This window comes from Citrobacter sp. KTE151 (assembly GCF_000398845.1).
Taxonomy (GTDB): Bacteria; Pseudomonadota; Gammaproteobacteria; order Enterobacterales; family Enterobacteriaceae; genus Citrobacter; species Citrobacter braakii.
In genome coordinates this window covers 682,460-699,132 of the sequence record NZ_KB976064.1, presented here as the reverse complement: position 1 = coordinate 699,132, position 16,673 = coordinate 682,460, and the positions used below count along the sequence as shown (strand labels likewise).

Below are 16,673 nucleotides of genomic sequence, written 5' to 3'. Positions count from 1 at the left end.
TACTTATGAAATCTGCAATTATTACTGGTATTACAGGACAAGACGGAGCCTATTTGGCTGAGCTGCTATTGGGCAAAGGTTATACTGTTTATGGCACCTATCGTCGCACAAGTTCGGTCAACTTTTGGCGTATTGAAGAACTAGATATCAGGAATAATCCGAATTTGCAACTTGTTGAATATGATCTGACGGATCTATCTGCAAGCATCCGCCTGTTGCAGAATACTGGCGCAACTGAAGTCTATAATCTTGCGGCACAAAGTTTCGTAGGCGTATCGTTCGAACAGCCAGTTACTACTGCAGAAATTACCGGTATTGGTCCAGTCAATCTACTTGAAGCTATCCGTATTGTTAATCCTAAGATCCGTTTCTATCAGGCCTCGACTTCCGAAATGTTTGGTCTGGTCCAGGCCGTTCCGCAGAAAGAAGATACACCGTTCTATCCCCGCAGCCCATATGGCGTAGCTAAACTGTATGCTCACTGGATGACCGTGAACTACCGTGAGAGCTATAATATTTTTGCATCAAGCGGAATCCTGTTTAACCACGAATCACCATTACGTGGTCAGGAATTTGTAACGCGAAAAATCACTGATTCTGTTGCAAAAATTAAGCTTGGTAAACTTGACGTTCTTGAACTCGGAAATATGGACGCTAAGCGTGACTGGGGTTATGCCAAAGAGTATGTAGAAGGAATGTGGCGTATTCTGCAGGCAGAAAAACCAGATACTTTCGTGCTGGCAACTAACCGTACAGAGACTGTGCGCGACTTCGTCAGTATGGCTTTCAAAGCTGCTGGATATACGCTGCGTTTTGAGGGTAAAAATGAACAAGAAGTGGGTATTGACACCGCAACTGGAAAAACGTTGGTTCGTGTAAATCCAAAATTCTTCCGTCCTGCTGAAGTCGATCTACTAATCGGCAATCCAGCTCGTGCAAAAGAAATTCTGGGGTGGGAGCCAAAAACTTCGCTGGAGCTGTTGTGCCAGTTGATGGTTGAGGCTGATTTACGTCGTAACCAGCAAGGATTTTCTTTCTGATGTTCGGCGCCGGCAAACATGCCTTGGTAACAGGGATTAATGGATTTACCGGCCGCTATGTGGCAGCGGAATTATCCGCTGCCGGATATCGGGTATTTGGTATTGGCGCAATGCCTTTTGATGGACCAGATTATTATCAGGTTGATCTAATGGACACTGCGAAGTTGCAGGATATTGTTGAGCTTATACAACCAAACGTTGTTATTCATTTGGCCGCTATCGCTTACGTCGGGCATGGTGATGCCGATGCTTTCTACAATGTTAATTTGCTTGGTACGCGCAATTTATTGCAAGCTTTGAGTGCTTGCAGCACCATCCTGGATGGTGTGCTTCTCGCCAGTAGTGCTAACATTTATGGAAATGGTACAGCAGGGCAACTGAATGAATCCGCGGCAGCAAATCCAGCGAACGATTATGCCGTCAGCAAGTTGGCCATGGAGTATATGTCTCGATTGTGGATGGATAAACTACCCGTATTCATTACGAGGCCATTTAACTATACAGGTGTTGGTCAGGCGGAAAACTTCCTTCTGCCAAAGATAGTTAAACACTTTAAATCAAAATCACCGACGATCGAGTTAGGTAACATTGATGTTTGGCGAGATTTTACGGATGTTCGTGCGCTAAGCCATGCTTATGTCAAATTATTACAGGCGAAACCAGTTGGCGAAGTTATTAACATCTGCTCTGGCCGCACGTATTCACTGAGAAAAGTTATTGAACTTTGTGAAAAAATAACCAGACATCATCTGACCATCCAAATTAATCCAGAATTTGTCCGAGCAAATGAAGTTAAGACACTTAGTGGGGATCCATCTAAACTACAATCATTTATTCCAGATTGGAATGTCCCACCACTCGAAGATACCCTGCGCTGGATGTTGGAAAACGAGTAATGAAAGTCATATTTGGAACTGATGCAATAAAATACCCATTAACAGGTATCGGTCGCTATGCATTTGAGTTGGCTAAATGTTTATCTGATGCTCCAGAAATATCTGAATTGCTTTTTTTAAATGGACATCGGCTTACTCAGCAAATGCCCGTGGCTAAAGAAAATAGCTCTTCAACGGAAGGGCTTAAAAGTTTAATAAAAAAGAGTCGATTGGCTTCGGAGGTATATCGCCTCACTGCACCATGGTTGAAGACAAATGTCTTGAGAAGTCATAAAGATGCGATTTATCATGGACCGAATTTTTATCTGCCGCCGAAGGTAGAGCGCTGCGTTGTCACGTTTCATGATCTTTCTGTTTTTACTTTACCGCAATGCCATCCTCCTGAGAGAGTTAGGTATATGCGTAAAGAGCTTTTACAAACGGTAAAGCGAGCATCAGTATTTATTACAGACTCTGATTTTACTAGGTTGGAACTGATTAATTATTTTAATATTTCTGAAAGTAGAGTATTTACTGCAAAGTTAGCATGTAGTGGTGAATTTAGGCCCCGCCGTGAAGAAGAGATAACGCCTGTTCTCGGAAAATACAAACTTGCTTTTAACAAATATTCCCTTTTTACTGGCTCGATTGAACCGAGAAAGAATATAGCGACATTGCTTGATGCCTACGAACGTCTGCCACTGTCACTGAGAAAGCAGACTCCTCTCGTTATTAGCGGATTCAAAGGGTGGAACAGTGATACTTTGCATCGTCGATTCGAACAAGGTGAACGAGAAGGATGGCTGCGCTACCTGGGTTTTACACCTTCAAGTGATTTGCCTGCACTATATGCCGGTGCTGTTAGCTTTTTGTATCCATCTCTTTATGAAGGTTTTGGGTTACCTGTCTTGGAGGCAATGGCTTCTGGGACTCCAGTTGTCTGCTCTGATAGTTCATCACTTCCAGAAGTTGCTGGTACATGTGCACTAATGAGTAATGCTATGGATACTGAAAAGCTCACTACGCATATATTAACAAGTATTCACGATAATGCATGGAGGGAGAATGCTATCCAATTAGGTTTAGAGCATGTTAAAAATTTTTCATGGTCACGCTGTGCTGATGAAACGATAACTGCCTATAAGCAAATTGAGTTGAACTAATGTTGAAAGTTCTACATATATATAAGACCTACTATCCTGATACATTCGGTGGGATAGAACAAGTTATTTATCAGCTTAGTGAAGCAGGTTATAAGAATGGAATTAAATCTACGGTTTTTTCCTTAAGTAAGCAACGCAATGTAGACAGCATGATACTGGGAAATCATGTTGTATATTATGCCAGAACGAGCTTTGAAATTGCTTCGACTCCTTTTTCTCTTTATGCGATCGATAGATTTAAGGAGCTAGCTAAGTCTGCTGATATCATTCATTATCATTTCCCATACCCATATATGGACCTTTTACATTTTATTTGTGGAGTCAAAAAACCTACTGTAGTTAGTTATCATTCTGATATAGTAAAACAAAAAACAGCATTGAAAATATACCAACCCCTCATGCATCGTTTTTTGAATTCAGTTGATCGTATAATTGCATCTTCACCAAACTATGTTAAGACGAGTTCAATCTTACAAAGATACATAGATAAAGTTACTGTGATTCCTTACGGTTTAGATCGGTCATCGTATCCTGTGCCAAGTGAAGAGAAGTTACGGTATTGGAAAGCTTTATTTAAAGATGAATTTTTCCTTTTTGTTGGTGCATTTAGGTATTACAAAGGACTGCATATATTATTGGACGCAGCGAAGAATAATGACTTTAATGTTGTCATTGTTGGTTCAGGTGATGCAGAGAATGAATTAAAATCTCTGGCTCAGAAGCTTGAATTAAAGAATGTACATTTTGTTGGTGCAGTTTCAGATGAAGATAAATCGGCACTTCTCACTCTATGTTATTGTGTGGTTTTCCCTTCTCATTTACGTTCGGAGGCATTTGGAATATCTCTTGCGGAAGGTGCCATGTATGGGAAACCACTTATTTCTGCAGAGATAGGAACTGGCACTAGCTTTATTAACATCCATAATGAAACTGGGATTGTAGTTGAAAGGAACAATCCTCAAGCATTACAAGATGCAATGTTTAAACTAATTTCCGAACCTGAGTTGGCAAAACACTATGGTAGTAATGCTTATCAAAGATATTTGGATTTTTTTACTGCCGAGCATATGATAGAAAAATACTCAGCAGTGTATCATGAGCTAATATCTGAGGCTGAATTGTGAGTCGCAGAATATATAGCAGGACCCCAGAATTTGTTAAATACTGTATTGTGGGTGGTGGAAATACATTATTAACAGCAGTGGTGATAATAACATTAACGTTTTTAGGGTTGAGTTTATTTTTATCGAATGCCATAGGATATGCGGTAGGGATAATATTTAGCTTTGTCATGAATTCAATTTTTACTTTTAAAAAGAAAGTTTGCCCTCGTAATCTACTAAGGTTTATGCTGGTTTGTTTTATATGTTACATTGTCAATGTTGTTGTGATGAAAATAGCTTTAGCCTCGGGAGTTGAAAATTATTATGTCGTGCAGTCTTTAGGTATGATCTTTTATACAATCTTAAGCTTCTTTATAAATAAAAAATGGAGTATGAAATAATGGCTGGTGTGTTATCTATAGTTGTACCGTGTTTCAATGAAGAGGCTGTTTTAAATCAATGCTTAAATGAACTGGATGAAATATTAAAATCTTTGATTTCTGAAAACGTAATCTCGTCAGAAAGTCATATTTTGTTTGTTGATGATGGTAGCTCAGATAAAACATGGGAATTAATTGATCTCTTTTCAAAATCTTCTGCAAGAGTAAGAGGTATAAAATTATCAAGAAACAAGGGCCATCAAACAGCTCTTTGGGCTGGATTAAGCGAATGTAAACAGTCTGATTTGGTAATTAGTATCGATGCAGATCTACAAGATGACACTTCAGTTATCAAATCGATGGTATATGAATATAATTCCGGTATTGATATAGTATATGGTGTTAGAAAAGATCGTGGTACAGATACTTTCTTTAAAAGAGCTACTGCTAATTTATTCTACAAATTAATGTCATCTCTCGGCGTCCATCAGGTAGAGAATCACGCTGATTTCAGACTTTTAAGCCAAAGAGCATTATTATCGTTGCTTAGCCATCAAGAAAAAAATATCTATATTCGCGGTCTAATTCCATTGTTAGGATATTCATCTGCGGAAGTATATTATTCAAGGAAAGAACGGATTGCAGGGGAGTCTAAATATCCACTTGGTAAAATGTTAGCACTGGCTCTTGAAGGTATTACATCGCTTTCTGTGGTTCCATTGAGAGTATTGACTATATTAGGTTTTTCTATTTCTGTTTTGAGCTTTTTTCTTATTTTATATTCATTTTCTCAATATGTTATTGGGCATGCTGTGCATGGTTGGACATCTGTAATACTCGTTGTGTTATTTATTGGCGGAGTGCAGATGCTTTGTATTGGTGTGCTGGGTGAATATATTGGCAAAATATATATCGAAGTAAAAAATAGACCAAGATTTTTTCTCGATAAAACGACGAAAAACTAAGATTAAAATAAAACATTTCCTTGGATTTTTAGATGAAAGTACAAAGCAAAATTTTTGTTTTTTTATTTGTGATATTAACCTCATTTTTGCTTGGGGTTGTTCATGTTAAATGGATCTATTCTATTACATTCCATGCTGACGCTGCAGCAATGCAAGTACTAGCTCAAGCAATATACGAATCACGTTCGATACTGCCCCATGATTTCTACTATGGAAACCAACTAATTCTCCTTCGGTCTGAAGTTCCAATAGCTTTAGCAATGGCGATGGGGTTTAAAGGGTATGCCGCATTTGTTATCGGCTCAGCTCTTGGCATTTCTATATGGACTGTCATTTTATTTACTTCCCTTTACTGTGTTTTTAAGAAATTTTTAGCTGCTGCATTTTATACATTTTGTCTTTTATTTCCTGTTAGCATCGGTTTTGATAATGATCTAATTTTAGGGCAGCAGTCGCATCTTGCAAATGTTGTTCTCTCATTATCTATACTAATATTCTTTACATTAAGCGTTAAAGAAAAGAATATAAAATATATCATTCCTGCTATATTTTTTATTTTTATAATGGTTGTTGAAGAGCCAATTAGAGCTGCATTTGTACTTGCAACTATAATTGTAGTTTGTTTCTTTTTTTGGGATTGTAAAAAATATAAAACCCAGCTTTTTTTTGTTTTTGTCTTTGTCTTTTTTGCATTCATGCTTAACAAGCACATCTTACATTATTATAGCCTAGGTAGAGACATTTCATCAGAAGTAAAGCTTGTTAGTTTTAGTTCTTTTTTAGATAATTTGTCAAATATTTTTAATGATTATTTATCAAATATTACTTCGCTAAATTATTTAGTGGATGTGCCTTTTTTAAACTTGGGTGTCATTAGCTATGTTTTTAATTTTGCATATGTTGTAATTTTTAGTGGCTATATTTTTGTGTCATTGATTGATGTAGTAAAAAATATCTTTATGAGACGAATTGGGAACGATGTTCTTTTTTGGCATGTTCTGAAAGCGTCTGCTTTTATTGGATTGTGTATTACTACTCTTGCAATTTGTCTTCTTAATCCTGATTCATCCAGACATGCTCTTTGGGCTTTATTTGTAATAAAATTATGTTTTTTAATGGATTTGGTAAGGTTTGTCAGAAATAGATTTTTACTAGGCAGTAATTTAAGTTTTCTCGTTGTTTTGACGTTTGTATGTCTATCCTCAACGTGGTTTTGTGTTGCTACTTTATCGTCATCACCTATAAATAATAACGTATATAAAAAACATAATTCTGATTTGCGTATATCTTTAAATGATTTATCAAAAAGATACAATGTTAAGAATGTTTTTGGAAATGATTTTTGGCATATTCTGCCGTTAAATGTCATCATTCCTGAGCTTAGTTACGGTGAGTTGCGAATGAGTAATATGGGGTATTTTTTACCTATGCAATGGCTTTCTCGTCCCTCATATTTTAATATATCCCCAACTCAAAATGTTTTTTATCTTGTTAATCGCGACGATGATAAGGATGGACAGTTAGTCGACCATATTAAATGGAATAACGGTGTGCTTCTGGACCATGTTGATGGTACTGACATTTGGATGGCAAAACCAATTTGGCCAATTTTTAATGCTGAATTTGGCAATTATACCTGGAATGGATGTCAACTACCCACACAAATCGGCACTCGTAGTAGCGACTGTACCATTACTAAGAATGTTAAGAATTCAGAGGGCTACCTCTCATTTGGTCCATATCAGATTTTACCAAATGGCAATTATAAATTTGAGGTGAGGATTTTTAGTGACTCAGCAGACACTCAGAAAATTGGTAATTTTGATGTTGTTTTGAACAACGGGGTTGTATTATTATCAGAAACGATAGTTGGTTCAAATGGTAAATATACTACATTGTCAGGGGACTTTACCATTAAAGGGGGTTCTGACAAAAATCGTTCTGTAGAGATTAGGGTTTTTGTAACGAAAAATCATAATGCGTCATTACAGGCAGTTAAGATTGAGAAAATTAAAAATATATAGTATATAATCGTCAGTAGACACGGTTTAGAATTTACTCGTTTGAATTGTAGTCAAGTTTTCGATTAGCAAACTTCGAGAGTATGATCGTCAATTAAAATGATAATGCTCTTAACACCCAGGAGTACATAATGTCTAAGCAACAAATCGGCGTCGTTGGTATGGCTGTGATGGGGCGCAACCTGGCGCTCAACATCGAAAGCCGTGGTTACACCGTGTCCGTTTTCAACCGCTCGCGTGAAAAAACGGAAGAGGTTATCGCCGAGAATCCGGGGAAAAAACTGGTTCCTTACTATACGGTAAAAGAGTTTGTTGAATCCCTTGAAACGCCTCGTCGTATCCTGTTAATGGTGAAAGCAGGCGCTGGCACTGATGCTGCTATCGACTCCCTGAAGCCATATCTGGATAAAGGTGACATCATTATTGATGGCGGTAATACGTTCTTCCAGGACACTATCCGTCGTAACCGTGAGCTCTCAGCTGAAGGATTTAACTTCATCGGTACCGGCGTCTCCGGTGGCGAAGAAGGCGCGCTGAAGGGACCATCTATTATGCCTGGTGGCCAGAAAGAAGCTTACGAGCTGGTTGCCCCAATCCTGACCAAAATCGCCGCTGTTGCAGAAGATGGTGAACCGTGTGTGACGTATATCGGTGCCGACGGTGCTGGTCACTATGTGAAGATGGTACACAACGGTATTGAGTACGGTGATATGCAACTGATTGCTGAAGCCTACTCATTATTGAAAGGTGGTTTGAACCTAAGCAACGAAGAACTGGCTAGCACCTTCACCGAGTGGAATAACGGCGAACTGAGTAGCTACCTGATCGATATCACCAAAGATATCTTCACTAAAAAAGATGAAGATGGTAAATATTTGGTGGATTTCATCCTGGATGAAGCGGCGAATAAAGGGACGGGTAAATGGACCAGCCAGAGCTCTCTGGATCTCGGTGAACCACTGTCTCTGATTACTGAGTCTGTGTTTGCACGTTACATCTCTTCACTGAAAGATCAGCGTGTTGCTGCCTCTAAAGTCCTGTCCGGTCCTAAAACTCAGCTTGCGGGTGATAAGGCAGAATTTATTGAGAAAGTGCGTCGTGCGCTGTACCTCGGTAAGATTGTGTCTTATGCTCAGGGCTTCTCACAGCTGCGTGCCGCATCTGACGAGCATAATTGGGATCTGAACTACGGCGAGATTGCAAAAATCTTCCGTGCGGGCTGCATCATCCGCGCGCAGTTCCTGCAGAAAATCACCGATGCCTATGCTAAAAACCCTGGTATCGCAAACCTGCTGCTCGACCCGTACTTCAAGAACATTGCCGATGAATACCAACAGGCGCTACGTGATGTTGTTGCGTATGCTGTGCAGAATGGTATCCCGGTACCGACATTCTCTGCTGCTGTCGCTTATTACGACAGCTACCGTGCAGAAGTGCTCCCTGCAAATCTGATTCAGGCCCAGCGTGACTACTTCGGTGCGCATACTTATAAACGTACTGATAAAGAAGGTGTTTTCCATACTGAATGGATGGAATAAGTCTTCTGACGTGCACTGGCCCGGTTTTTTGACCGGGCTTTTTTTTATCCCAAATCTTATTGATTTAAGTTGATTGCTTAATCTTTACTTAATATTTCTAGCGTACTCTGATAAAGAAAATCTGAATTGTTTTAACCTTCGTTGACACAATATTCAACAAAACGTTAAAACATTATTCTCTTATCAGGATGTACGACATCATGATTAATTATTAAGATAATACTGAGAGCATGAAATGAAAATCACCATTTCTGGTACCGGATATGTTGGCCTGTCAAATGGTCTTCTTATCGCGCAACATCATCAGGTCATTGCTCTGGACATAGTTCCTTCCCGTGTCGAGATGCTAAATAATCGGATATCTCCGATAGTTGATCATGAAATAGAACAGTATCTGCAATCAAAAGATATAACATTCAAAGCTACACTGGATAAGAACGAAGCTTATCAGAGCGCAGAATTTGTCATTATTGCTACCCCAACAGATTACGATCCCAAAACTAATTATTTCGATACTAGCAGCGTCGAGTCAGTTATACAGGATGTTATTAAAATAAATCTAGATGCAGTAATGGTAATAAAATCGACGGTTCCTGTCGGTTTTACTCAATCGATGCGTCAAAAGTATAGCTCAGACAATATCATCTTTTCCCCAGAATTCCTGCGAGAGGGTAAAGCGCTATATGACAATTTGTACCCTTCACGCATTGTAATTGGTGAACGATCTTCCCGTGCTGAAACGTTTGCTGCACTGCTACAGGAAGGGGCTCTGAAGAAAGATATTCCGACCCTATTTACAGATTCAACTGAAGCCGAAGCTATCAAGCTCTTTGCAAATACCTATCTGGCGATGCGTGTTGCCTATTTTAACGAACTTGATAGCTATGCAGAAAGCCTGGGGCTTAATGCTCGACAGATCATCGAAGGGGTTTGTCTGGACCCGCGTATTGGTAACCATTACAACAATCCCTCATTCGGTTACGGTGGATACTGTCTGCCAAAAGACACTAAGCAATTACTCGCCAACTATAAATCTGTACCAAATAATATTATTTCAGCAATCGTTGATGCTAACCGGACGCGAAAAGACTTTATTGCTGATGCAATTATTTCACGAAAGCCAAAGGTCGTCGGTATTTACCGATTGATTATGAAAAGTGGCTCAGATAATTTCCGGGCATCGTCTATCCAGGGTATTATGAAGCGTATTAAAGCGAAAGGTATCCCGGTCATAATCTATGAACCTGTATTGCCAGATGATAGTTTTTTCAATTCGCGGGTTGAGCGTGATCTGACTAAATTTAAAAGCGAGTCCGATGTTATAATCTCTAACCGGATGGCCGAAGAACTGTTGGATGTAGCCGATAAAGTCTATACCAGAGATTTATTCGGAAATGATTAAACGCTCAGTTAAATAAAGATACCGGCATAGTGCCGGTATCTGTCTATTACTGATGTCTTTTGCGTAAATTATCAATCACCGTCGTCAGGTCGAGGTCCTGATCCTGCAGCAGAACCAGCAGGTGATACATCAGATCAGAGGCTTCATTGGTCAGTTCGAAACGATCGTTCACGGTTGCGGCCAGCGCGGTCTCTACGCCTTCTTCGCCTACCTTCTGGGCAATACGTTTAGTGCCGCTGGCATACAGCTTCGCGGTGTAGGAGCTTGCCGGGTCAGCGGTTTTACGTTCGGCCAGCAGTTGCTCAAGCTGATACAGGAACAGCCACTGGTGGCTGGCATCACCAAAGCAGCTTGAGGTGCCTTTATGGCAGGTCGGGCCAATCGGGTTAACCAGCACCAGCAGGGTGTCGTTGTCGCAGTCGGGCGCGATGCTCACCACGTTCAGGAAGTGACCGGAGGTTTCACCCTTGGTCCACAGGCGCTGTTTGGTCCGCGAGAAAAAGGTCACTTTGCCGCTTTCAAGCGTTTTATCCAGTGCTTCCGGGTTCATATAACCCAGCATTAGTACCTCACCGGAAACCGCATGCTGCACGATGACTGGCATCAGTCCGTCGGTTTTTTCCCAGTCCAGCTCGCGGCATTGTTGCTTCGTTAACATATCCTGATCTCCACGCCCTGTGTTGCCAGGTACGCTTTTAATTCGCCAATATTAATAATTTGCTTGTGAAAGACGGAAGCGGCAAGCGCGCCGTCAACGTCGGCGTCCCGGAATGCTTCAAGGAAGTGTTCCATGGTGCCCGCGCCGCCGGAGGCAATCAGCGGTACGTGGCAAACGTCGCGCACTTTTTTCAGTTGCTCCAGATCGTAGCCGTTGCGTACGCCGTCCTGGTTCATCATGTTCAGGACGATTTCGCCAGCGCCGCGTTTTTGTACTTCCTGCACCCAGTCCAGCGTTTCCCACTGCGTGATGCGGGTACGGCTTTCATCCCCGGTATATTGGTTAACATGATATTTGCCGGTTTCGGCGTCATACCAGGTATCAATGCCTACCACGATACACTGCACGCCGAAGCGGTCCGCCAGGCGGGTGATAAGCTCCGGTTCGGCCAGCGCCGGGGAGTTGATAGAGATTTTATCCGCCCCGAAGGAGAGGATGCGCGCCGCATCGTCGATGGATTTAATACCACCGGCAACGCAGAACGGAATATCGATCACTTCCGCCACGCGAGATACCCAGCTTTTATCCACTACTCGGCCATCGCTGGAGGCGGTGATATCGTAGAACACCAGTTCATCTGCGCCTTCATCGGCATAGCGTTTTGCCAGCGGGACAATGTCACCAATAATCTCGTGATTGCGAAACTGGACGCCTTTTACCACCTGTCCATCACGAACGTCCAGACAAGGAATTATGCGTTTTGCCAGCATTGAATGGCCTCCTCAACGGTGAACTTACCTTCCAGCAGGGCGCGTCCGACGATCACGCCGCGTACGCCGGTTCCACGCAGGGCTGCTACGTCCTCGATCCCGCCAATGCCGCCAGATGACTGGAATGCTACCTGCGGATATTTGGCGCACACTTCTTCATAAAGCGCGACGTTTGAGCCAGCCAGCGTGCCGTCGCGGGAGATATCGGTGCACAGCACGTGTTTCAGGCCGACGGGTAAATAGGTCTCAACCAGTTCTTCCAGAGAAACCCCGGAGTCTTCCTGCCAGCCGCTAACCGCTACCTGTTTATTACCGCGCTCGTCAATACGAACGTCCAGCGCCAGTACCAGCGCGTCGGCGCCAAAACGGGCAAACCAGCTCTTGACTACCTCGGGGGATTTTACTGCCGTCGAACCTACCACCACGCGCGCCACGCCTGCGTCAAGCAGCGCCGCAACGTCCGCTTCAGTACGCACGCCACCGCCAACCTGTACCGGAACATTGACACCTGCGACCAGCGTTTTAATCAGCGGGATCTGCCGCTGCGCCGGGTCTTTCGCGCCAGTTAAATCAACCAGGTGCAGTACTTCGGCACCCTGAGCTGCGTAATCCTGTAAACGGGGGAGAGGATCGTTGCCATAATCACGTTGCGTTGCGTAATCGCCCTGATGAAGACGCACCACCGTGCCGTCGATTAAATCTAATGCCGGAATAATCATTACATCTCCAGAAAGTTTTTCAGCAACTGCGCCCCAGCCGCGCCCGAGCGTTCAGGGTGAAACTGCACGCCAAAGAAATTGTCCTTTTGTACTGCCGCGGTAAATGGTTCGCCGTAATGGCACTGGGCGATGGTCCACGGGTTCACCGGCATAGCATAGCTGTGTACAAAGTAGAAATATGCGCCATCTTCAATGCCCTGGAACAGACGATTTCCCGCCTGCGGATAGACGCGATTCCAGCCCATATGCGGCAGCGGCAGACCGAAATCGGTCATCTTCGGAACGTCCTGCTCAATAATGCCCAGCAGAGAGACACCGTTACTCTCTTCGCTGCGGCGGCCAAGTAGTTGCATGCCTAAGCAGATCCCCAGTACCGGTTGCGTACAGGCTTTAATCAGTTCAATCAGTTCACGCTCGTGCAACTGGTCCATAGCCGCCTGAGCGGTACCGACGCCCGGCAGAAACAGTTTATCGGCACGCAGCACCACGTCCGGGTCACGGCTGACAACCGGGTCGTATCCATGGCGTGCGACGGCGGATTTCACCGAGTGCAGGTTGGCGCAGCCGGTATCAAGGATCACCACGTTCATTACAGCACTCCTTTCGAGGAGGGCAGCGTATCGCCTTCTACGCGAATAGCCTGACGCAGCGTACGACCAAAGGCTTTAAACAGGCTCTCCACACGGTGGTGGTCATTTTTCCCTTTGGTTTTCAGGTGCAAGGTGACACCCATGGTGTAAGAAAGTGAACGGAAGAAGTGTTCAATCATCTCTGTGCTTAGATCGCCAACGCGTTGGTAGGTAAACTCCGCGCGGTATTCCAGGTGCGGACGCCCCGAGATATCCAGCGCGCAACGTGCCAGGCACTCGTCCATCGGCAGCACAAAACCAAAACGGTTGATACCGCGTTTATCGCCTAATGCCAGCTTTAAGGCTTCACCCAGCGCCAGACCGGTATCTTCAACGGTGTGGTGATCGTCAATATACAGATCGCCTTTGACGGCTATTTCCATGCGAAAACCGCCGTGGGTGGCGATTTGATCCAGCATGTGGTCAAAGAAGCCAACGCCGGTATTGATTTTGCTACGGCCTTCGCGGTCCAGCCAGACTTTGACGTCAATCTGCGTCTCTTTGGTATTACGCTCAACGTGCGCGTAACGGTCTCGTTTGGTCAACTGCTCGCCGATCATCGCCCAGTTCAGGGTGTCGCGATGATAGCGTAATCCGCTAATGCCCATGTTTTCTGCGAGCTGAATATCGGTCGCCCGATCACCAATGACGTAGCTGTTTGCCACATCCATGGCCTGTTCAACCAGATACTGCTCAACCAGTTTCACTTTTGGCTTACGGCAATCACACGCGTCCGCTGGCAGGTGCGGGCAGATCAGCACCTCATCAAACGCGACGCCCTGAGAGGTGAATATTTGCATCATCAGGTTATGCGGACCGTCAAAATCGGCCTGCGGGAAGCTCTGCGTACCGAGTCCATCCTGGTTAGTAATCATCACCAGCTTAAAGCCGGCTTTTTGCAGCTTCAGCAAAACGGGAACGACGTCCGGCTCGAAGGCGAGTTTGTCAAAGCGATCGACCTGAAAGTCACTTGGCGGTTCTGAAATCAGGGTTCCATCACGGTCAATAAAAAGATACTTCTGGCTCATAATTGCTCCGCACGTAAGGCGTCAATGACGCGCTGGCTCTCTTCGCGGGTTCCGACAGTAATTCGCAGGCAGCCGCTTAATGAAGGTTGTTTATTCTGATCTCGTAAGATAATGCCCTGATCCCACAAAGATTTAAATACGCTGCTTGATGCGGTGAAGCGCGCCAGAACATAGTTGGTTTCAGAGTCAAAAACCTGCTCTACACAGTGAATGGTTTTCAGGTTCTCCACCAGATACTGACGCTCTTGCAGGATCTGCTCTACGCGTTGGCGCATGGCGGAAATCCCTTGTGGCGTCAGCGCCTGGGCGGCGATATCCGCTACCGGGGTAGAAAGCGGGTAGGGGGCAATCACCTTTAACAGCAGATTGATAACCTCTTCATTCGCCAGCGTAAATCCGCAGCGTAAACCGGCGAGAGCAAATGCTTTAGACAGCGTACGTAATACTGCCAGATGCGGATACTCAGACAGCCAGCCTGCCAGCGTAGCCTGCGGACAAAACTCAATATAGGCCTCATCAGCGACCACGATGGCTTTACCCTGCGTCATTTCGAGCAGTGAACGTAGGTCCTGCGGATTTATCAACTGGCCGGTTGGGTTATTGGGGCTGCATACGTAGACCACTTTCACGCCATCAAGCTTGTCCGCGATGCCTTGTAAATCCAGCTGCCAGTTATCCAGGGTCGGGACGGTGCGGCATTCAACGCCAATCGTTTCGGCGCTGACGCTGTACATGCCGTAAGTCGGCGGACAGTAGAGAATGGCATCTTTACCGGGTTCGCAAAAAGCGCGCACCAGCAGTTCGATCCCTTCATCTGCGCCGCGGCTGACCAGCACCTGCTCTGGTTTGACGCCAGCATACTGCGCGTAATTCTCAATTACGGCTTTCGGCTGACACTCTGGATAGCGGTTCAGCGTCTGCTGGCGTAGCTGGAACTCAACGGCGGTTGGGTACTCATTCGCGTTGAGCCACACGTCCCCGTTACCGCCAAGACGACGGGCAGACTGATAGGGCGTTAACTCGCGAACATTATTACGGGCTAAATCAGTGACGCTGAGAAAGTTGTCAGTGCTCATGCTTGCTCCTTCAGGGCGTTAACGCGCAGGGTGACGGCATTTTTGTGGGCAGTCAGTCGTTCAGCAGCGGCCAGTGTTTCAATGGTGGAGGCCAGGGCAGAGAAACCTTGGGGAGTTAATTCCTGTACCGTCATCCGTTTCTGGAAATCAGCCAGCCCAAGGCTTGAGCAGGTTGCGGTATAGCCGTAGGTCGGAAGAACGTGGTTGGTGCCGGAAGCATAGTCGCCAGCCGACTCAGGAGACCAGTCACCCAGGAATACCGAACCAGCGCTGGTGATATCGTCAACCAGTTCACGCGCGTTACGGGTCTGAATAATCAGGTGCTCAGGGCCGTAGGCGTTAGAGATGGCCACGCATTGCTCAAGATCTCTGGCGACGATCAGTCGGCTGGCGGCGAGCGCCTGACGTGCGGTGTCGGCGCGGGAAAGCTCGGCGAGCTGGCGTTCAACGGCTTTGGCCACGCCTTCGGCAAGCGTAGCGTCTGGCGTCAGCAGGATAACCTGCGAGTCGGGGCCGTGTTCGGCCTGAGAAAGCAGGTCGGAAGCAACAAAGTCAGGCGTCGCGCCGCTGTCGGCGATAACCAGCACTTCAGACGGGCCCGCAGGCATGTCGATAGCCGCGCCGTCAAGACGTTGGCTGACCTGACGTTTGGCTTCGGTCACATACGCATTGCCTGGCCCGAAGATTTTATCGACCTTAGGAATAGATTCGGTACCCAGCGCCAGCGCGGCAATGGCCTGCGCGCCGCCCACGTTGAACACCTCTTTTACGCCACACAGTTGCGCGGCGTAGAGGATTTCATCGGCAATCGGCGGCGGTGAGCAGAGCACCACTTTTTTGCAGCCGGCGATACGCGCCGGGGTCGCCAGCATTAATACGGTCGAAAAGAGCGGTGCCGATCCCCCTGGAATATACAGGCCTACGGAGGCGATAGGGCGAGTAATCTGCTGGCAGCGCACGCCAGGCTGAGTTTCAATATCCACCGGCGGCAGAATTTGCGCGGTGTGGAACGCATCAATATTACGCACCGCCGCCTGCATGGCTTGTTTCAGCTCTTCGCTCAGGCGGCTACTGGCTTGCTGAATTTCTTCTTCGGTGACGCGCAGCGCGCCGACCTCGGTTTTGTCAAACTTAGCACTGTATTCACGCAGCGCCCGGTCGCCGTTATTTTTGACGTTCTCAAGAATCTCGGCCACCGTGCGGCTGATGCTTTCAGAGGCGGATATCGCCGGGCGCATCAGCAGTTCGCGCTGCTGCTCGGGGCTACGGCTATTCCAGTCGATCAGGGTATTGAAGCTCATGGCTA

At 45.2% G+C, this 16,673-nt stretch carries 16 protein-coding genes; 9 read left to right on the top strand and 7 right to left on the bottom strand.

Going from position 1 to position 16,673, the window contains the following annotated elements; all coding sequences use genetic code 11:
- Nucleotides 1–5 precede the first annotated feature (5 nt).
- From gmd to ugd, 9 genes are all read left to right on the top strand, one after another.
- Nucleotides 6–1,040, top strand: coding sequence for a GDP-mannose 4,6-dehydratase (gmd, locus tag WC7_RS11300; RefSeq protein WP_016153568.1), 1,035 nt, complete (start codon nt 6–8; stop codon nt 1,038–1,040).
- Entirely contained in the window at nt 1,040–1,936 is an 897-nt protein-coding gene (locus tag WC7_RS11305; RefSeq protein WP_016153567.1) for a GDP-mannose 4,6-dehydratase, read from the top strand. The genes gmd and WC7_RS11305 overlap by 1 nt, the downstream gene beginning before the upstream one ends.
- The gene (locus WC7_RS11310) at nt 1,936–3,078 is read left to right on the top strand and encodes a glycosyltransferase family 4 protein (protein ID WP_016153566.1); all 1,143 of its coding nucleotides are present in this window, start codon (nt 1,936–1,938) and stop codon (nt 3,076–3,078) included. Before WC7_RS11305 ends, WC7_RS11310 begins: the two co-directional genes overlap by 1 nt.
- Nucleotides 3,078–4,202: a glycosyltransferase family 4 protein gene (locus tag WC7_RS11315; RefSeq protein WP_016153565.1), complete on the top strand. Its 1,125-nt coding sequence runs from the start codon at nt 3,078–3,080 to the stop codon at nt 4,200–4,202. The genes WC7_RS11310 and WC7_RS11315 overlap by 1 nt, the downstream gene beginning before the upstream one ends.
- Complete coding sequence (locus tag WC7_RS25645; RefSeq protein ID WP_016153564.1) at nt 4,199–4,582, top strand: GtrA family protein; 384 nt, start codon at nt 4,199–4,201, stop codon at nt 4,580–4,582. Before WC7_RS11315 ends, WC7_RS25645 begins: the two co-directional genes overlap by 4 nt.
- Nucleotides 4,582–5,526 carry a glycosyltransferase family 2 protein gene (locus WC7_RS11320; RefSeq protein WP_016153563.1) on the top strand — a complete coding sequence of 315 codons (945 nt, stop codon included), beginning with the start codon at nt 4,582–4,584 and terminating at the stop codon, nt 5,524–5,526. The genes WC7_RS25645 and WC7_RS11320 overlap by 1 nt, the downstream gene beginning before the upstream one ends.
- A 32-nt stretch (nt 5,527–5,558) precedes the next feature.
- The gene (locus tag WC7_RS11325) at nt 5,559–7,550 is read left to right on the top strand and encodes a hypothetical protein (RefSeq protein ID WP_016153562.1); all 1,992 of its coding nucleotides are present in this window, start codon (nt 5,559–5,561) and stop codon (nt 7,548–7,550) included.
- A 128-nt stretch (nt 7,551–7,678) separates the two neighbouring features.
- Nucleotides 7,679–9,085 (top strand): NADP-dependent phosphogluconate dehydrogenase, encoded by a 1,407-nt coding sequence (gene gndA, locus WC7_RS11330; RefSeq protein WP_016153561.1) that lies wholly within the window; start codon nt 7,679–7,681, stop codon nt 9,083–9,085.
- Between the two features lie 235 nt (nt 9,086–9,320).
- Nucleotides 9,321–10,487 carry a UDP-glucose 6-dehydrogenase gene (gene ugd, locus WC7_RS11335; RefSeq protein WP_016153560.1) on the top strand — a complete coding sequence of 389 codons (1,167 nt, stop codon included), beginning with the start codon at nt 9,321–9,323 and terminating at the stop codon, nt 10,485–10,487.
- A gap of 46 nt (nt 10,488–10,533) precedes the next feature.
- Here ugd and hisIE read toward each other — a convergent pair whose 3' ends face one another.
- Genes hisIE through hisD form a run of 7 tightly spaced genes read right to left on the bottom strand, consistent with a single transcriptional unit; the run spans nt 10,534 to nt 16,668 of the window.
- A complete protein-coding gene (hisIE, locus tag WC7_RS11340; protein WP_016153559.1) occupies nt 10,534–11,145 on the bottom strand; it encodes a bifunctional phosphoribosyl-AMP cyclohydrolase/phosphoribosyl-ATP diphosphatase HisIE in 612 nt (203 codons plus the stop codon).
- Nucleotides 11,139–11,915, bottom strand: coding sequence for an imidazole glycerol phosphate synthase subunit HisF (hisF, locus tag WC7_RS11345; RefSeq protein WP_016153558.1), 777 nt, complete (start codon nt 11,913–11,915; stop codon nt 11,139–11,141). The genes hisIE and hisF overlap by 7 nt, the downstream gene beginning before the upstream one ends.
- Nucleotides 11,897–12,634 carry a 1-(5-phosphoribosyl)-5-[(5-phosphoribosylamino)methylideneamino]imidazole-4-carboxamide isomerase gene (hisA, locus tag WC7_RS11350; RefSeq protein ID WP_016153557.1) on the bottom strand — a complete coding sequence of 246 codons (738 nt, stop codon included), beginning with the start codon at nt 12,632–12,634 and terminating at the stop codon, nt 11,897–11,899. Before hisA ends, hisF begins: the two co-directional genes overlap by 19 nt.
- The gene (gene hisH, locus WC7_RS11355) at nt 12,634–13,224 is read right to left on the bottom strand and encodes an imidazole glycerol phosphate synthase subunit HisH (RefSeq protein WP_003030129.1); all 591 of its coding nucleotides are present in this window, start codon (nt 13,222–13,224) and stop codon (nt 12,634–12,636) included. Before hisH ends, hisA begins: the two co-directional genes overlap by 1 nt.
- A complete protein-coding gene (gene hisB, locus WC7_RS11360) occupies nt 13,224–14,291 on the bottom strand; it encodes a bifunctional histidinol-phosphatase/imidazoleglycerol-phosphate dehydratase HisB (RefSeq protein ID WP_016153556.1) in 1,068 nt (355 codons plus the stop codon). Before hisB ends, hisH begins: the two co-directional genes overlap by 1 nt.
- Nucleotides 14,288–15,367, bottom strand: a complete 1,080-nt coding sequence (hisC, locus tag WC7_RS11365) for a histidinol-phosphate transaminase (protein ID WP_016153555.1) — start codon at nt 15,365–15,367, stop codon at nt 14,288–14,290. Before hisC ends, hisB begins: the two co-directional genes overlap by 4 nt.
- A complete protein-coding gene (gene hisD, locus WC7_RS11370; protein ID WP_016153554.1) occupies nt 15,364–16,668 on the bottom strand; it encodes a histidinol dehydrogenase in 1,305 nt (434 codons plus the stop codon). Before hisD ends, hisC begins: the two co-directional genes overlap by 4 nt.
- Nucleotides 16,669–16,673 lie beyond the last annotated feature (5 nt).